This is a genomic window from Agarivorans sp., assembly GCF_050295395.1.
In the GTDB taxonomy this organism is placed as follows: domain Bacteria; phylum Pseudomonadota; class Gammaproteobacteria; order Enterobacterales; family Celerinatantimonadaceae; genus Agarivorans.
Genome location: NZ_JBNKPP010000152.1, coordinates 1 through 16,272 on the forward strand (window position 1 = coordinate 1; position 16,272 = coordinate 16,272).

Here is a 16,272-nt window from a genome sequence, read left to right on the forward strand (position 1 = left end):
GACTCCCCCAAGCCAACTGTCGTCAATTGCCGACAGCTTTCAGTTCACCTTAGCAACCCCACTCATTAAACCACTGATTTATATGCCTTAAATAACTGGCTCAATTTGTGCTACCGGTTCTTGCTGCAACAACCAATATAAGCATTTCTTCTTCTCCCCTCTGCTAAGGAAGCAAAAAATGGAACAATTTGAACAGCGCTGTTTAAGAATTGGAGACTGGATCTTTGAGATAAAAATGGTGCGGGCTATTAGAGTGAGCGAGTACGGGCAACCCTACGATGCCTGCGCCAACATTAGTTTTAACGGCAGCCAGGCCTACATCGACAGCCAACTCAGCCGCGCCGACAAAACCTTCAGCGGCAAAGACTTCGCTACCTTTGTCGAATTTTGTCAAGAAATGGGTATATCTGAAGCCAGTTATGACCGCTATTCACAGGGTCAACGACGCACTCGCCGCATTCCAATTGGCGACGAACAACGGCAAGCACCTAAGGTGGTAAATTTTCCTCAAAGCAATAGCCGTTAAGTCTGCGGCAATCGCCAGCACGATACGTTCAAAAAACATCCTATTTGCTGCTGAAGCGCTAGAGTTATTGGCTAGCCAATGTTACCCTCAGGTCTTGGTTAAAACAGCTTGTTTAACCAGAGAGCAAACACAAGTTCATAAAATAAAGGATGTAAACAGGCCATGAAAGTAGGTTTGGTTGGTTGGCGCGGCATGGTGGGTTCCGTGTTAATGCAGCGTATGCGCGATGAGAGCGATTTTGCCCACATTAACCCCGTTTTTTTTAGTACATCTCAAGTTGGTATTGCCGGCCCTGATGTAGGCACTGGCGACACCATTCTTCAAGATGCCTTCGATATCGACAGCCTAAAAACCATGGACACCATTATCACCTGTCAGGGTGGTGATTACACCAAAGAGGTCTACCCTAAGCTGCGCGCTAGTGGCTGGGATGGTTATTGGATCGATGCCGCATCAGCTCTACGTATGGAAGACGATGCCGTGATTGTACTCGATCCGGTTAATCGCCACGTCATTGATCAAGCCTTAGCTGACGGCGTGAAAACCTATGTAGGTGGAAACTGCACCGTTTCTCTATTACTCATGGCCATTGGCGGTTTATTTGAAAAAGACCTCATTGAATGGGTCAGCCCAATGACTTACCAAGCGGCATCCGGCGCTGGTGCCCGCAACATGCGTGAGCTAATCAGTCAAATGGGCACAATCCGTGATGAAGTGGCAAGCGAATTAGCCGATCCCGCTTCAGCCATTCTCGATATTGATCGTAAAGTAGCGGAAAAAATGCGTAGCCAAGACTTTCCAACTGATCAATTTGGTGTACCACTAGCAGGCAGCTTAATCCCTTGGATTGATGTGCCACTTGCCAGCGGCCAAAGTAAAGAAGAGTGGAAAGCTCAAGTAGAAGCGAACAAGATTTTAGGCACTAGCGATAGCCAAACACCTATCGATGGTATTTGTGTACGCATTGGCGCTATGCGCTGCCATAGCCAAGCACTTACCATTAAGCTGAAGAAAGATTTGCCTGTGGCCGAAATTGAGGCCATTTTAGCGGCACACAACGATTGGGTGAAAGTTATCCCTAACGATCGTGAACTATCAGCCCAAGAATTAACGCCCACTAAAGTCACCGGCACCCTAAGTGTACCGGTAGGACGTATTCGTAAGTTGAATATGGGCCCAGAGTACATCTCTGCCTTCACCGTTGGCGACCAACTCTTGTGGGGAGCCGCCGAGCCGCTACGCAGAATGTTACGGATTTTAATAGAAAAATAACCATTCGAGTTACCAGCCCAGTCCCATGACTGGGCTTTTTATTGAGCGAAACCAAGTAGCTATTCAGTAAAATTGCGCTAAGCCAAGTCAGATTAAAATAAGCGGTAAATTGTTTTCCCCCGCCAATAAAATTGACTAAGCTATTGATAAGAAAAACTTCGCGTATTTGCATTGTTAGGATTTAGTGATGATAAAAAAACTCATTGTAAGTAGTGTGTTTATGGCTTTAGCCGCTTGTTCTAATTCATCTTCTGAACAACAGCAAGGGGTGATGATCACGCAAAATGCTCAGGATGTGGTTGATTGCGAAATTTTAGGGGTATTTAACGCAGCCTCGCATAGTTTAAGCGATCAACAATATAAACAATCACTTAACGACAGAGTCATGGCCATGCACGGTAATGCGGTAAAATTGACGGACTTAACTACCGCGGAACCAGAAATGCTCAGTGCACATGTTTATTTGTGCCCGCAATAATTCTGTAAACCAAGAAATAATAAACGGCTTCCTAAAACAGGCGCCTCACATAAAAACGGTTTATCACTTACTAGGTGAATGCTGCAAGGACGCCGCGGTAAGCAGTAACAAACGGATGCTTTATGAGCGACAAATTATTCAAGAGAGCAACGCTAAATTTAAAAAAAGCCGTACCACTAATGATGAAGCATCAGATAGCGGCTACGCCCAATAATTATGCGCTGTGGTATCTCTACGTTGATGACCAAAACCCCGAACTCACTGCCGCTATCGATGAAGTGATCAATCAATATAACACCGTACCTAGCACTAGCAGTGAACAGCTCTATCGCAACCATATTGCCAAGCAAAATGAACTGGACATTAACGATACTCGCTTATGCTTAGAAGCCATGGCCACCGAGTTATCGCAAACCATGCTGGATACGGGCTCTAATGCCAGTGCCTTTCAAAATAGTATCGAGAATAACTTCGCCAAGCTTCACCGTATTGAAGAAGATGGTATGCCTTTAGACCAAGTAATGGGCGTAGTCAGAAGCTTAATTAATGATGCCGCTAACATTCGCCAAAACACGGACTTCTTCCACGCTCAATTAGATAAAGCCAAAGCCGAAATAGAAACCCTTAAAAACCAACTAAAAGAAACCGCCAAAGATGCGCTGTTCGATGCTTTAACGGGCATCCTCAACCGACGCGCCTTTGAGGCCGACTTTAAAGATCTCATCGATGCACAACCACAGGGCTTGTGTCTGATCCTTGGCGATATCGACCACTTTAAAGTTTTTAACGATAATTACGGGCATTTACTGGGCGACCAGGTATTAAAAATCGTCTCAAAGCGACTCAACGAAAGCTGCCGTGATGGCGCTCGTGCCTATCGAGTGGGCGGCGAAGAGTTTGCGATTATTTGTCCCAACTCAAACTTACGTTCAGCTAGGCACCTAGCAGAATCAATTCGCCGAGCGGTAGAAAAACTCAGCTTGAAAGACCGTCGCAGTCAGCAAACTATCGACAATATCACCTGCTCCTTTGGCATCGCCGAATACAACCCTGTCAGTCAATCTAAAGCCCTGATTGAAGCCGCCGACAAACAACTATATGAAGCCAAGCGCTTAGGCCGTAACCGAGTAATGCCTATCGTGAACTAGGCTTAAGGCGAAGTATTAACACACGCTTCGCCTTCACATTTTCCAACGCAAATCGTAACGAATAACTATATTCTTAAGCAAATCACAGCAAAGCTGCCATCACTTGCTAAAGTAGAATCTAAAATTAGCTAAACCAGAGTGGCATGAAAAAACGCATCGCTATTGTTTTACCCACCTTATCGCAAACCATCGACCAACAAATTATTCGTGGCGTGCAAACCAGCTTAGACCCTAAGCTGTTCAGCTGTTTATTCATCCCTATTGGCTATTTAGCCGAAGCTGAACTGTTTAAATCTAAGGACCTATGGTTACTGGAGCAGCTGCCAAAACTAAATATCGATGGCGTATTGCTCTATGGCGGTGGCGTGGGCTACAAAACTTCAAGCGATGTAATGCAACAAGTACTAAAGGTAATTGGCGACCTGCCCTTAATTAACGTTGGCAGCATCTTAGACAACGTGCCCTCGGTATTGGTAGACAATTACAGCGGAATGCAGCAGCTCGCAAAACACATCCTAGACATTGGCTGTAAAGATATTCTTTACATCGATGGCCCTAAAAATAATTTTGACTCACAACAACGTTATCGGGCGCTGGCCGATACGCTGCAACAACAGGGCTTAAACCTTCCGCCACAACAGCATTTATACGGCGATATGACTACCGCTACGGCGACCAAGTTATGCCGCCAATGGTTAGAGCAATACCAGCGTATTCCCGATGCCATTATGTGTGTTAACGATCTCAGCGCCAAAGGAGTGATAGAAGAGCTGGAACGCCAACAGATTGCTATTCCGCAGCAGGTTAAAGTCACCGGCTTTGATGATTTTGAATATGCCGATGCTATCCGCCCCAGTCTATCTACCGCCATTTACCCGGCCCAGCGCACTGGTTCTTTAGCGGCACAACTACTGGTGGATTTACTAAACGGTGTGGAGTTAGAAGCACAATATCAGCTGGAAACCATGTCGATCTTACGTGCCAGTAGTGGCGTTTCGGTTAACGACGTACTGTTACATAATAACGATGAACGCCAGCGCTTGTTGATTCAACAACGAGACAGTAACGCTCAGCGCTTGTCGGTAACGCGTTTATTTCACCAACGCCACGATTTACATCATATACTGGCGCAAGCTCAACCCACCCTCAAAGAGCTAGGTATTCCTGAACTTTATATTTATCAAGATAGCTTTAACGCTCAAGGGCAAAGCCAAACCTGCTTAAGCCAACAATTGCCCTCTACTCAGTCGCAAAAAAATAAATGTGCACAAGTTTTACCGGAGCATTTTGATCAGGACATCAGTAACACAGTCCATCAAGGCCTTTGGGTTATGACCGAGCTAAAAACCGAACAACAGCATTTTGGCTACTTGTTAGCCCTAAGCGAGAGTGCTCATGCCGAGTTTATTGAATTTATCACGCCTCAAATCGCCGACATCATCGACCACCAGCGCTTATTGGAAGAAACCAAACAATACCAAGCTCAAGTAGAACTTAGCGAAAAAATGGCGGCGCTAGGCAGCTTGGTGAGCGGCGTCGCCCACGAAATCAATACGCCATTAGGCAATAGCCTGCTGGCAGCCAGCCATTTAAAAGAACAGGTTGAATGGCTAGCCCAACAAATGCACCAGCAACAGCTCACTAAAACCCGTTTTGAACAGTTTGTAAATGACGCGAGTAATACCACCGAAATCATCATCAACAGCGCGCAACGAGCGGCCGAACTAATCACCAGCTTCAAACAAGTCGCGGTTGACCAAAGTTATGAAGAGCAGAGGGAAATCAATCTAGCTGACTACATCAACAAAGTATTACGCAGCCTGCAGCATCAACTTAAAACTAGTAAGGTAAGCCTGCATACCGAGCTTGACCCCAGTATTCGTGTCTTTACCTTTCCCGGAGCCATCGCCCAAGTGATCACCAACCTGTTCACTAATGCCTTAATCCACGGCTTAGATGGCGGAAAACGAGTCGGCCGAATTGACATCAAGCTGCAAAGGCTGGCTCAAGAAATCCAGCTCAGCTTCAGTGACGATGGCCACGGTGCTAGCCAAGAAACCGTCAATCACATTTTTGAGCCCTTCTATACAACAGCCAGAACCAGCGGTGGCTGCGGCTTAGGCATGCACATCGTGTTCAACTTAATCACCCAAAAACTACGCTGGCAACTCAACATTAATACTCAACCTGAACAAGGCTTTTGCTTTACTATTAGCATTCCGCTAAGCGACTTGTGCTGAAAGCTTCAGCTCGAACAGCTTAGTCATAGACTAATGCTCAGCAATATGACTGGCTATTGAGCAGCAATACTCCCCCCTGTATGCTGGTAAACTTGTTAAGATGTGGCACCGCGAGCTGCGATACCAGCAACTCAGTGAAGACCATGCACCACACACCATCAAACAGGTAAAACATGTTAAAAGTTATAGGATTAATCGCCTTATTAATGTTGGGGACCTTGCTCGGTCTGGTACTGTTTCCCCCACCAAGTAGTGATTACCCTGCCAGCCCGCTCGCCAGTAACACCGTGCAACCGCAATTGGTCGCCCAAATCGACGGTATTAGTAATGCCGCTAGCCTGCTGTGGTGGCCCGATCAGCAACATTGGTTAGTCGGCACCCTTGCACCACAAACCGTGCTGGTGAATGGCTCAGCGCAACTGGCTTACCTCAACCCGAACTTAGATCAAGTCGAATTGTCGGCACTCCCCACCAGCGGCGATATTGCCGACATGGTTTTAGTTGACCAACACCTAGTGGCCATTTCCAGTGATGGCCGGCTACTCTACTTTGAACAACAGAGCCAACATTGGCGCTATATAGATAAACGCAAATGGCTGAAAGGCGGTTTGCTACATAAAACCGCAGGCCTAATGTGGGAGCCACAAACCCAGCGTTTTTATACCTGTGAACGCGAGGGGCTAAAACGTTGCTACCGAGGCGACCGCGAAGCCCAACAGCAACAGAGTTTTGAACTCAGCGTAGCCAATGAGCAACAGCAGCAATCTCTTAGCCAATACCAATTAGGCAGCATGACCAGACATCAGGGCCACTGGTATGTACTGAGCGCCCGTTACAGTAGTTTGTTAGACATCGACCCGCTTTCTGGTAAGGTCGAACAAGTGATAGCCTTGGCTCAGCCAGACACGGCTCAAGCCATCGCCAGCGATGGCCAGCAACTTTGGCTACTTTCTGTCATGCGCCAGCAACCTGATAGCATTAAGCTATCGCGCATCCCCTTGCCTTAAGTCCCAGATAGGAGTGAGCATGTTAAACGTTGGAATTATTGGATTTGGTTTATCCGGCCGGGTATTTCATGGCCCGCTAATTAGCGCCCACCCTCAACTCAATTTATTGGCCATTGCTAGCTCTCGCCAGCAGGAGATTGCCGACAGCTATCCCCACACGATGTGTTTAAGCAGCGATGAGCTAATTGCCCATCCCGATATCGACATCATAGTGATTGCCAGCCCTAATTCGCTACATGCCGAACAAGCCAAGCAGGCTTTACTCGCGGGTAAACACGTAGTGGTAGAGAAACCTCTGGCGGTAACTAGCGAGCAGTGCCTGGAGCTACAAGCCATTGCCGAACAAAGCGGTAAGTGTTTGAGCGTATTTCATAACCGCCGCTGGGACAGCGACTTTCTTACCATTCAGCAATTACTGGCCAGCCAAAGCTTAGGGGAGGTGCATAGCTACCGCGCCCATTTCCACCGTTATCGCCCGGAAGTGAAGCAACGCTGGAAAGAACTGGATCCTCAAGGAGGCGGGGTACTCTATGATTTAGGCGCTCATCTCATCGATCAAGCCCTGTGTTTGTTTGGCAAACCCGAGCGGCTATGGGCCTATCTTGCCAGTCAACGTAAGGGGGCCCTCACCCCAGACTGCTTCGACCTACATCTGATTTATCCCGACAAAAAGGTGCAGCTCTGCTGTAGTTCCCTGGTTATTGAGCCGGGACCTCGTTTTCAAATTCACGGCAGCAAAGGGTCCTATGCCAAATGGGGTTTAGATCCTCAAGAGCAGCAACTAAGTGCAGGTTTGTCTGCTAAAGCGGCCACCTTTGGCGCCGACAGTAATCGCAGTGAAATTCATCTAGCGAGTCAAGCCAGCTTGCACAAACCGCTGATGAAGGGAAATTACCTCGCCTTCTACGACAACTTTGTTAACGCCGTGAACAATGGTACGCCTTTAGCGGTAAGCGCGGGCCAAGCGGCCGAGGTAATTAAAATCATCGAGCTCGCGATGCAAAGCCACCAGCAACAAAGTCTCGCTACGGTGCCATAGATTTGCAAACAGCATTAGCGCAAGGTAGCGAACCTTGCTGACACTACTCGCTTGTCTGCTGATATTTATTGGCTCCTTGGTACAGTACACTATTGGTTTTGGCTTAGCGGTCATTGCCGCGCCGCTGCTGTTTCAGCTATCGCCGCTTTATGTGCCTGGGCCAGTGATTATTGTGGCGCTGTTTGTCTCAGGGCTAAGTGCTTTTGAACATCGCGCCAGCATTTCGCTGGCGGGCTTAAAGTCGGCCATTCTAGGGCGGATCCCCGGTTCGCTAGCCGGCGCAGTACTACTGGTTTGGGCAGACCCAGCAAGCCTATCGTTTTGGCTGGGTCTATCGGTATTAATTGCCGTCGCCATCAGTTTGTTTCCCTTGCGCATCGCCCCCACCCCGAAGCGGCTGGCTATCGCCGGTTTTTTATCGGGTTTCATGGGAACCAGCAGCTCCATCGGAGGCCCGCCCATGGCCTTATTACTACAACATCAACAAGCTCACTATTTACGCGCCAACTTATCGGCTTTTTTTGTCGCCAGTTGCCTTATCTCGTTGCTGGTACAAATTCCCATTGGCTACATGTCTTGGACTCATCTACAAGTCAGCTTACCGCTGATCCCCGCAGCCTTATTCGGCGCTTGGGTGGCAAAGCGTTATGGCAAAAAAATACCGCAACAATGGATGCGGCATTTTTCTCTGGCTCTGTGTGCGCTTTCTGGCGGCAGCGCAATGTTGGCCTATTTCTTTGTACACTAAACAGACACTAGCCTTCAAACAAGTCGTCAGTCACTCGGTAAACGGGTAATTCAAACTTATATTGGCTGCCCGCCATAATGAGTTGCCCCTGATAGCGGCTATCGCCGGTGGAGGAAAATTCAAATTGATAAAAACGGCACCAGCGCCAATAGCCAGCCATTTTTTGCGGCTTCTCGCGCTTAAAGTTAACGTCGAGTAACTGTAAATCTAATTGTTGGCATTTTTGCTTAATTAACCATTGAGCTCGCTCCGCATCCTTACGTCGTCGCCAGAACAACATCACAATCAAACAAAAAATAAAAATGGCCAGTAAATCCATGTTGCTCACTTAAGTTAGGCTATTGCTTAGATATGGGGATGAGAATACCAATCACAAGGCGGCTATTCGCCATGTAAGCTGGCTAGTATATGGCGCTCTCCTCCATAGTTTCGGTGTTCACCAAGGTAAATTCCCTGCCAAGTGCCTAAGGCTAATTGGCCATTACTGATCGGTAGACTGAGCTGGCAACCCAATAAGCTGGCTTTAATATGTGCCGGCATGTCGTCGGCTCCTTCATAAATATGCTCAAAATAAGCGGCATTTTCCGGTACTAAGCGATTAATGTAGGCTTCTAAATCACTGCGCACACTAGGATCGGCATTCTCGTTTAAGCTTAAGCTGGCACTGGTATGCTGCAGCAATAAATGACACAAACCCTGCTTTATCTGACTCAACTCGGGTAACTGCGCCACTAACTCGGCCGTCACCAAATGAAAGCCTCGGGTTTTAGCTGATAATGTCAGCCTTCGTTGTAACCACATGTCGGTTCGCCTTTTATTCATTTCCCTTTAGACTAAGCGTGGCCACCGACGCTTGTAAAGCTTAGCCCCGCAAACGTTTAACCAACAACTCAGCATTTCTTAAGGCCAAGGCGTAAATGGTCAGTTGGGGATTGGCTCCTAGGCTGGTAGGAAACACCGAACCGTCTATTACCGTTAAACCCGACAACCAACGGTATTGCCCTTGATGATCGACCACGGAGCTACGCTTATCACCGCCCATCGCACAGCCGCCCATAACATGGGCCGAGGCTAGGCGTGTTGCTAGCGCCTGCATCGGCAAACTAGCAATGGCCTGTTTGGCTTCTGACCACGAGCGATATAAGCGCGCTTGCTCGTGTAAGGGAAATACTCGGCGAGCCCCCGCAGCAAACTGCAACTCTGCCATGCTCAGCAAAGCCCGTCGAGCGCCACGCCACATAAACTCATTGAAGGGATAATCCAACACTGGACTACCGTCCTCACGCAGCTGCACTGTTCCGCCTTGGCTATCAGGATGAAAGCCATCCCTTAGCAAGGCGATGGTAACTTGAAGATGTGGGTAACGCGCCATCAGCTGTTGGTGAAAACGACCAAAGCCGCTGAGCGTAGTGGCTAGCAAAATAGGATGAACCGGCGGCACTTCCATCTTATATCCGCACTCACCTTCAACTCCATCTTGCCAAACAAAATGATCGGAATAGACCGATTGCGGCGCCCCCTGATGGCTATTCACTGATTGCGTAAATAAGGCTCCGCTCATAACACTGGGATGAAGAAAAGTACGTTTGCCCACCAACTGGTAGGGATCGGGTACCTTGGAGCGCAACAACACCGCTGGAGAACCTATCGCCCCAGCGGCCAAGACCACGTGTCGCGCTCGCACCGTCACGGTGATTCCGCTAGGGCGAAGCTTAGCATCCAAGGCCTGTAAACTGGCGCCTTGCAACTGTTGCTGCTTAATCAGTAAACGCGCCACACTAAAGCGACTTAATATTCGCGCTCCAGCATTCAAAGCCGCAGGTATGGCCGTTACCAGCATCGATTGTTTCGCATTAGTGGGACAACCCATGCCACAGTAACCCAGATCCCAGCACTGCTTTACATTGCGCGGAATACTTTGGTAAGACCAATTCAATTTTTCACAGCCTTTAGCCAACAGCGCATTGTTGGGGTTGTGGTTTAACCAAGGCTGAATGTTCAGCATCTGTTCAGCTTTTGCAAAATAGGGGGCCAAAGCGGCTCCACTGAGCGGACTTAAACCCCAATGTTGCTGCCAATGTTGTAAGGTGGGCTCAGGCGTGCGCAACGAGGTTGTCCAGTTCACCGTAGTGGAACCACCCACACAACGCCCTTGAAAAATGCGAATCGCCTTATCCTTAGTTTTTCGCGCCGCCGACTCTTGATAGAGATCGGGATAGGCGTAACGCTCTTGCAGCTTAAAATCTTGACTACTCTTAAGCGGCCCCTGTTCAACCAAAATCACCGCCAGACCAGCTTCGGCCAGCACCTGTGCACAAATACCGCCGCCCGCTCCACTGCCCACAATAAGCACATCGCACTCTAAGTGTTGCGCGTCTTGCTGCAACGCACCGTCTAAATGCTGCCAACCACCGGCCAAGCCTTGCGTTATCGGGTCACTGATCATCAAATAACACCTTGGCAGCGGCAGGCAGTTGGTAAGAAATAGCAAGCCAGGTACTGGGGTCGCCATACCAGGCCGCATAAATAATTTCATGCAAACCTTGATAAGCCTGACGCAGTAGTTGCAAATAATGCTGCTGCCATTGCTCAAGCAAGTGTAGGCGTTGTTGCAGGCTAAGCTCACTCAAAGGCGTGAGGCCAGCACTTAACAATAACCAGCCAGCACGCGATGCCAGTAACTCAAGTAATTGTCGTAATTCGGCTTGAGTGGCAGGACTTAAACTTTGAAAGGCTTGGTCAATTCGTTGCAGTAAGGCGCGTTTAGCTTGGCTATCTTGAGGCGCGATCACGCCATCCATAAAGGCGGGAATAAGCCACCAAAAAATCTGCTGTTCAGAAGCCTTTAGCTTCATCTTTGCCGCCGGTTCAAATGCCACTGGGAAATCGGCCACCAACCAAGCACCGCCACCAGCAAAGGCGCTAACAAGCGCCGCGTATTTCAATAACTGTCGTCGCTGTAAAGCCACTCTTCCCTCCCAAACTAAGCCTAATTAAAGCCCTCTAAGGGTATAAACCCTGATAAGCTTTAACTCAAGTTTCCAAGAGTAACTTAGTTTTATTTGACCTTGCTTGAACTCATCAGCTCTCCTACCGGCAGGTATCACAATGGCTTTTAAGATTGATTCTGGCTATGGTTTAAGCAGCAAAGGGAGTAACAAGCAACGTGACCACAGCAATTAATAAGCGGGCAGTGAGCCCCCAACAAAAACAACTTCGGCGGCGGCAAATTCTTGATGCGGCTAAACAAACACTTGAGGAACACGGCTACGACAAGGTCGTGCTGAGCCAACTGGCACAGCAGCTGGATTTATCTAAACCCGCCCTATATCGCTACTTTGCCAACAAAGAAAGTCTGTTTATGGCACTGTATATCGAAGAAGCCCAACAGCTATTAAGTGCCATCGAGCGACTGTCCAAACAAGCCCTCAGGCCCAGAGTATTGGCTGAGACTATTGCAGCCCAACCCACCTTTTGTTATCTCTCGGCAATCTTACACACCGTCTTGGAGAAGCAGCAAAATCTAGAACAGGCCACTCAATTTAAACGCGAGTTAAAAACCATGGCGGAACAGCTGTGCAGTCTATTTTTGCATTGGTCACCGCAGCTAAACCAGCAGCAAGCCTTGAATAAAGTGATGTTTTTATACCAAGCGGTTATTGGCTGCTGGCATACCAGCCATCCTTCAGCCACCATGCAGCAAGTGATGAACAATGACGAGTTTGCGCTTCTACGACTTAACTTTGTCGATAGCCTCAGTCTGATGTTGGTGAAGCTTATTGTGGACTAGCCGCCGTTTCCTTGAGCCAATCCACCACCGCGCTTAGGCCAGGTTCACGACTGCGGGCCTGCTTATAACAAAGATAAAAATCATAACCGGTGTAGACCGCCGATACCGGTAAGTCCACCAGCTTACCTTGACGAATATCCTGCTCCACCATGAAGTCACTCACCAAGGCAATGCCCTGACTGGTCTCTGCCGCCTCCAAGGCTAATACCTGATGGCTAAAACAATGAAAGGCTTGGTTCTGGGGCAGCGCAATGCCTAGACTTTTTGACCAAACCGCCCAGTCACCACCCGACTGCTTGGCATCGTCTTCTAAATCACAAGATAACAGGGGAAAATTGCTGATATCCTGCTGCCAGTTTTGATGATCGATTTCTTGATAAAGGCTGGGAGAGCACACCGCCAATAGCCGCTCTTTATGCAGCAAATGGCTGGCATAACCTGGCGCGGTGTTAGACAAACAAATAAACAAATCACCACTCTTGCTCGACAATACCGGTTCTTCAGTAATCATTTGCAAGCGTAAATCGATTTCCGGATAGCGCGCGCGAAAGCTGGGTAACATCGGCACCAAACGTTTCAAGGCAAAGGAGCTATAGGTGGTTAAGCGTAATTGATCGAGTCGCTCGCCTTTAACCTGCCGAGTATAATGACTCAGCTCGTTGAGGATCCGCTCCACCTCTGAAAAATAGCTACGCCCAATATCACTCAGTTGTAACTGCCGCCCCACCTTATCAAACAAGGGTTCGGCTAGAAAATCTTCCAACAAGCGCAGCCGGTGGCTCACCGCACTTTGGCTAATACCCAGCTCATCGCCAGCCTTTGCCACACTTTGATTACGAGCCACGGCTTCAAAGGCAATCAGCGCATTAAGAGGAGGTAGGGTTCGCATAGCAATACATTAATATTTTTCATATATTGAAAAATATTATCATTATTTTAATGTTTAACAAGCATCTACACTAAGCGTTCTACGCTGTCAGCAAACCACCAAGGGAGGCAATAATGCGTCACAACCCCACTGTTATTGCCATCTTGATTTTGGTGGTAGCCAATCAAATTGCTGTACTGTCCGACGCCCTGATGAAAGTGGCGGGAGAACAGGCCTCGCTGTTTGAAATTTTGCTCTATCGGCAACTGAGTACCTTGCTGATGTTACTGCCGCTGTTTCTCTTCACCAAACAGAAGCTACCGCAAAAGCCAATGGTACATATAGTGCGCGGCCACCTCTGGTTACTCGGTTCTGCTTGTATGGTATTAGCCTTAGTTGCGCTACCTCTCGCCACCGCCAACGCGCTGTTTTACGCGGCTCCAATCATGATGCTACCGCTCGGCATGTGGTTACATAAAACGCGTATCAACCGCACCCAATTGGTAGCGGCAATGATCGGTTTTGCCGGAGTACTGGTAATTATTCGCCCGACAGAATTTAACTGGGGCGCTCTGGCTGCACTAGGTACGGCTTTAACACTGGCCTTAAGCAACTTAACTGTGAAGTACATTCCTCGGCAAGAGTCGGTGATCACCAGCTTATTTTGGACCAATATGATGGTGGTACCCGCCACTTTTTTATTGGCCCTACCCCAGCTGCAAGGCATTAATTGGCAGCTACTTTATTTAGCTGCCGGCAGTAGTTTATTTATTTTGTTTCTGCATGCGGGTTCGGTGGTGGCCTATAAAACTGCCGATGCCAATACCATCTCTAGCTCAGAATACACGGGGCTAATAGGTGCAGCAGTAATCGGCTGGTTTAGCTTTGGTGAAATGCCCGATACCCTTACCTGGCTTGGTGCCGCCATGATTATTTTACCTTTAGTATTGATTGGCAAACGCAGCCTACGCAAGCCCCCCAAAAGCGAACTCAGCACCAACACTTGATCAACAACCCACGGTATTGCGTATTGCGCACTGCGGGTTGTACTTAAATCTTTGCTCGAACAATCAATTAAATATTAAGCCTCCTTGCCCTTAACTCGGATTTTAGTAATGCTTAAACAAAGCCAGTTTATGCCATGTGTTTTGTTTAAGCGTTTTTCTCAAGTTGTTTATTTAATCATCAGCCTCAGTGTATTGGCTCCACCCAGCCAAGCCAGCACACTCCATCTAGCAGCCGACCGCTGGTGCCCGTATAACTGCGCGACCTACAGCCAGCAGCCCGGTTATGTGCTTGAATTGGCGCAATTAGCTTTTGCTCCCGACTACCAAGTAAAGTTAGTTGAAGTACCTTGGTCTAGAGCATTACGTAATGCCAAGCTGGGGCTCTATGATGGGGTAATTGGCGCACTCCCAGGAGAAGCACCGGGGTTTGTCTACCCACGAATTCCAGTAGGCATCGCTCGTCAAGTTCTGGTGATGCGTCAAGATAACCCTTGGCAATACGAGGGCTTAATATCCTTACATGAATTACGTATTGCGGTAGCGGCCGATTATGCCTATAGCGCCGAACTCGATGGCTACATCAAAGCCCAACAGCAACGCCGAGATTTAGTGATAATACGTAGCGAACAGCCCTTAGAACGGATGCATAAACTACTGCAGGAAGGGAAAATCGACGCTTACATCGAAGACAAAACCGTGGTCAGTTACCATGCTCATCTGCACAGCAAAAATCAGCAGATCCGCTTTGCCGCAGAATTTAGCGCATCCCCCATCTACATCGCCTTCTCACCGGCAAACCCCCTCAGTTACCAACTGGCTAAACGTTTAAGTGCTCGCCTGGTAGAACTAAGAAACAGCGGTCGGTTGGCTACGCTGCTAGCCCGTTACGGCCTTCAAGACTGGGCACCAATAGCTAAACCCTTACAGTAAATTACGCCAGTCAAAATGCCCCTGCAGCAACTGTTCTTTTTTGTCTTTGGGTAGCTGCTTGATGGCATATTCAAGCTGCAGAGCTTGGCGCTTAGAAGCCAAAACTTGCTGAAACTCCAGCACTAAAGGCCCCTTACCGCGCAAGGCTTTGGCGCCCTTAAGCCCACCACTTTGATGCTCTTTAAAACGCCGAGCGACATCAGTTGTTACCCCGGTATACAGGTGCTGATGTCGCGTTCTAATCATATAAACAAACCACTCTCTCACGGCAGTGGCTTCGGCGAGAGAGCCGGTCATTTAAGCTTCAATACCCACGATAAGCCATGGTGCATTATCCTGATCGAGTCGACGCTCTAAGTGCCACACTTCATTTAGCTCACTCTCCTCACCACTCACTTCATCGCGGATCCGCCCAGTGAATTTGACACTCACTTCCGCATTCAGCATAGAGTGATCGGCGCGCACCAACTCAGCATCAACAAACAGGACTTTACTATTTATCTCTTGGCTGCCATAAGAGCGACGTTCTTCAGTCAAAGCGTTATACAAGTCTATGCTTAAGTATTCTTGCATCAAACTTAAGTTATTGTCGTTCCAAGCTCGCTGTAGGGTATCGAAATGCCCCCGAGCACCATCTAAAAAGGCAACCCTATCGAAACCGGCTGGGGGATTAAAGGGAATGTCTTGATGCTCTGCGCTAGCCAGTTGACTGGCACTGGCAAAACCGCCTTGCTGCCATTGATTCTGTTGCTGTGGACCGGGGTAGCCAGTCGCCGAAGCATGATTCATTGCCGCAGCTTTTTGCTGGTTTAAACCGCGCAAGAAGCGTACCGCCACAAACGCAATTAAGGCAAACAACAAAATGTCCATCATTTGCAGGCCTTCAAATGCACCGCCACCTAACAGCGCTGCAAATAATCCACCTGCCAACAGGCCACCCAATAACCCCCCCATCATGTTAGGACGGCGAGCAGTGTTTGTTGCTCCGCTATTTGGGCTTTGCTGTTGATTCAACTGTTGGCTCGGTTGCTTTTTAAAAGTGGGTTGGCTTTTTCCCCAAGACTTACCTCCACCAAAGCGTTTCGCTTCGACTTCTGGCGTCACAATTAAAACGGCCATCACCAGAGCCATGATGTTGAATAGTTTTTTTAACATTTAATCTACCTTGTTTGAGTCTCATTCAGCGTTAAGCAGTGTACCGAGCTGAGCAGCAGGTTCA

Annotated in this window: 18 protein-coding genes; 11 read left to right on the forward strand and 7 right to left on the reverse strand. The window is 48.3% G+C overall.

Annotated elements, in window-relative coordinates:
• The first annotated feature begins 178 nt into the window (after positions 1–178).
• The 8 genes from ACQY6Q_RS08850 (at position 179) to ACQY6Q_RS08885 (ending at position 8,458) form a co-directional block, all read left to right on the forward strand.
• A complete protein-coding gene (locus ACQY6Q_RS08850) occupies positions 179–526 on the forward strand; it encodes a hypothetical protein (protein ID WP_427980323.1) in 348 nt (115 codons plus the stop codon).
• 162 nt (positions 527–688) lie between these two features.
• Positions 689–1,798 (forward strand): aspartate-semialdehyde dehydrogenase, encoded by a 1,110-nt coding sequence (asd, locus tag ACQY6Q_RS08855; protein ID WP_427980325.1) that lies wholly within the window; start codon positions 689–691, stop codon positions 1,796–1,798.
• Positions 1,799–1,985: 187 nt separating this feature from the next.
• Positions 1,986–2,276: a hypothetical protein gene (locus ACQY6Q_RS08860; protein WP_427980327.1), complete on the forward strand. Its 291-nt coding sequence runs from the start codon at positions 1,986–1,988 to the stop codon at positions 2,274–2,276.
• 122 nt (positions 2,277–2,398) lie between these two features.
• Positions 2,399–3,424, forward strand: coding sequence for a GGDEF domain-containing protein (locus ACQY6Q_RS08865; RefSeq protein WP_427980330.1), 1,026 nt, complete (start codon positions 2,399–2,401; stop codon positions 3,422–3,424).
• A 143-nt stretch (positions 3,425–3,567) separates the two neighbouring features.
• Complete coding sequence (locus ACQY6Q_RS08870) at positions 3,568–5,664, forward strand: substrate-binding domain-containing protein (protein ID WP_427980332.1); 2,097 nt, start codon at positions 3,568–3,570, stop codon at positions 5,662–5,664.
• A 173-nt stretch (positions 5,665–5,837) separates the two neighbouring features.
• Positions 5,838–6,671, forward strand: coding sequence for a hypothetical protein (locus tag ACQY6Q_RS08875; protein WP_427980334.1), 834 nt, complete (start codon positions 5,838–5,840; stop codon positions 6,669–6,671).
• A 19-nt stretch (positions 6,672–6,690) separates the two neighbouring features.
• The gene (locus ACQY6Q_RS08880) at positions 6,691–7,710 is read left to right on the forward strand and encodes an oxidoreductase (protein WP_427980336.1); all 1,020 of its coding nucleotides are present in this window, start codon (positions 6,691–6,693) and stop codon (positions 7,708–7,710) included.
• Between the two features lie 34 nt (positions 7,711–7,744).
• Positions 7,745–8,458 carry a sulfite exporter TauE/SafE family protein gene (locus ACQY6Q_RS08885; protein WP_427980340.1) on the forward strand — a complete coding sequence of 238 codons (714 nt, stop codon included), beginning with the start codon at positions 7,745–7,747 and terminating at the stop codon, positions 8,456–8,458.
• 7 nt (positions 8,459–8,465) lie between these two features.
• Here ACQY6Q_RS08885 and ACQY6Q_RS08890 read toward each other — a convergent pair whose 3' ends face one another.
• From ACQY6Q_RS08890 to ACQY6Q_RS08905, 4 genes are all read right to left on the reverse strand, one after another.
• Positions 8,466–8,777, reverse strand: a complete 312-nt coding sequence (locus ACQY6Q_RS08890) for a DUF3301 domain-containing protein (protein ID WP_427980342.1) — start codon at positions 8,775–8,777, stop codon at positions 8,466–8,468.
• Positions 8,778–8,839: 62 nt separating this feature from the next.
• Entirely contained in the window at positions 8,840–9,259 is a 420-nt protein-coding gene (locus ACQY6Q_RS08895; RefSeq protein WP_427980344.1) for a secondary thiamine-phosphate synthase enzyme YjbQ, read from the reverse strand.
• A 61-nt stretch (positions 9,260–9,320) separates the two neighbouring features.
• Positions 9,321–10,904: a GMC family oxidoreductase N-terminal domain-containing protein gene (locus tag ACQY6Q_RS08900; protein WP_427980346.1), complete on the reverse strand. Its 1,584-nt coding sequence runs from the start codon at positions 10,902–10,904 to the stop codon at positions 9,321–9,323.
• Entirely contained in the window at positions 10,894–11,427 is a 534-nt protein-coding gene (locus ACQY6Q_RS08905; protein ID WP_427980348.1) for a hypothetical protein, read from the reverse strand. Before ACQY6Q_RS08905 ends, ACQY6Q_RS08900 begins: the two co-directional genes overlap by 11 nt.
• A gap of 197 nt (positions 11,428–11,624) precedes the next feature.
• Between ACQY6Q_RS08905 and ACQY6Q_RS08910 the strand changes: the two genes are divergently transcribed.
• Positions 11,625–12,248, forward strand: a complete 624-nt coding sequence (locus tag ACQY6Q_RS08910) for a TetR/AcrR family transcriptional regulator (protein WP_427980350.1) — start codon at positions 11,625–11,627, stop codon at positions 12,246–12,248.
• Here ACQY6Q_RS08910 and ACQY6Q_RS08915 read toward each other — a convergent pair.
• Positions 12,235–13,137 carry a LysR substrate-binding domain-containing protein gene (locus ACQY6Q_RS08915; protein WP_427980353.1) on the reverse strand — a complete coding sequence of 301 codons (903 nt, stop codon included), beginning with the start codon at positions 13,135–13,137 and terminating at the stop codon, positions 12,235–12,237. The two genes, ACQY6Q_RS08910 and ACQY6Q_RS08915, sit on opposite strands and share 14 nt — an antisense overlap.
• A gap of 113 nt (positions 13,138–13,250) precedes the next feature.
• On the opposite strand from ACQY6Q_RS08915, the gene ACQY6Q_RS08920 reads away from it, so the two are divergent.
• Together ACQY6Q_RS08920 and ACQY6Q_RS08925 are read left to right on the forward strand one after the other, a co-directional pair.
• Entirely contained in the window at positions 13,251–14,123 is an 873-nt protein-coding gene (locus ACQY6Q_RS08920) for a DMT family transporter (RefSeq protein ID WP_427980355.1), read from the forward strand.
• A gap of 108 nt (positions 14,124–14,231) precedes the next feature.
• Positions 14,232–15,053 (forward strand): substrate-binding periplasmic protein, encoded by an 822-nt coding sequence (locus ACQY6Q_RS08925; protein ID WP_427980358.1) that lies wholly within the window; start codon positions 14,232–14,234, stop codon positions 15,051–15,053.
• Here ACQY6Q_RS08925 and ACQY6Q_RS08930 read toward each other — a convergent pair.
• Together ACQY6Q_RS08930 and ACQY6Q_RS08935 are read right to left on the reverse strand one after the other, a co-directional pair.
• The gene (locus ACQY6Q_RS08930; RefSeq protein ID WP_427980361.1) at positions 15,045–15,350 is read right to left on the reverse strand and encodes a GIY-YIG nuclease family protein; all 306 of its coding nucleotides are present in this window, start codon (positions 15,348–15,350) and stop codon (positions 15,045–15,047) included. The genes ACQY6Q_RS08925 and ACQY6Q_RS08930 overlap by 9 nt on opposite strands.
• Complete coding sequence (locus ACQY6Q_RS08935; protein ID WP_427980363.1) at positions 15,351–16,208, reverse strand: Tim44 domain-containing protein; 858 nt, start codon at positions 16,206–16,208, stop codon at positions 15,351–15,353. It lies immediately after the preceding gene.
• Positions 16,209–16,272 lie beyond the last annotated feature (64 nt).

Excerpts from the sequence above, each read along its gene's own strand:
- ACQY6Q_RS08880 (WP_427980336.1), top strand. The coding sequence starts at position 6,691 with ATGTTAAACGTTGGAATTATTGGATTTGGTTTATCCGGCCGGGTATTT.
- ACQY6Q_RS08900 (WP_427980346.1), bottom strand. The coding sequence starts at position 10,904 with ATGATCAGTGACCCGATAACGCAAGGCTTGGCCGGTGGTTGGCAGCAT.
- ACQY6Q_RS08925 (WP_427980358.1), top strand. The coding sequence starts at position 14,232 with ATGCTTAAACAAAGCCAGTTTATGCCATGTGTTTTGTTTAAGCGTTTT.
- ACQY6Q_RS08850 (WP_427980323.1), top strand. The coding sequence starts at position 179 with ATGGAACAATTTGAACAGCGCTGTTTAAGAATTGGAGACTGGATCTTT.
- ACQY6Q_RS08935 (WP_427980363.1), bottom strand. The coding sequence starts at position 16,208 with ATGTTAAAAAAACTATTCAACATCATGGCTCTGGTGATGGCCGTTTTA.
- asd (WP_427980325.1), top strand. The coding sequence starts at position 689 with ATGAAAGTAGGTTTGGTTGGTTGGCGCGGCATGGTGGGTTCCGTGTTA.
- ACQY6Q_RS08870 (WP_427980332.1), top strand. The coding sequence starts at position 3,568 with ATGAAAAAACGCATCGCTATTGTTTTACCCACCTTATCGCAAACCATC.
- ACQY6Q_RS08860 (WP_427980327.1), top strand. The coding sequence starts at position 1,986 with ATGATAAAAAAACTCATTGTAAGTAGTGTGTTTATGGCTTTAGCCGCT.
- ACQY6Q_RS08895 (WP_427980344.1), bottom strand. The coding sequence starts at position 9,259 with ATGTGGTTACAACGAAGGCTGACATTATCAGCTAAAACCCGAGGCTTT.
- ACQY6Q_RS08890 (WP_427980342.1), bottom strand. The coding sequence starts at position 8,777 with ATGGATTTACTGGCCATTTTTATTTTTTGTTTGATTGTGATGTTGTTC.
- ACQY6Q_RS08865 (WP_427980330.1), top strand. The coding sequence starts at position 2,399 with ATGAGCGACAAATTATTCAAGAGAGCAACGCTAAATTTAAAAAAAGCC.
- ACQY6Q_RS08875 (WP_427980334.1), top strand. The coding sequence starts at position 5,838 with ATGTTAAAAGTTATAGGATTAATCGCCTTATTAATGTTGGGGACCTTG.
- ACQY6Q_RS08920 (WP_427980355.1), top strand. The coding sequence starts at position 13,251 with ATGCGTCACAACCCCACTGTTATTGCCATCTTGATTTTGGTGGTAGCC.
- ACQY6Q_RS08930 (WP_427980361.1), bottom strand. The coding sequence starts at position 15,350 with ATGACCGGCTCTCTCGCCGAAGCCACTGCCGTGAGAGAGTGGTTTGTT.
- ACQY6Q_RS08915 (WP_427980353.1), bottom strand. The coding sequence starts at position 13,137 with ATGCGAACCCTACCTCCTCTTAATGCGCTGATTGCCTTTGAAGCCGTG.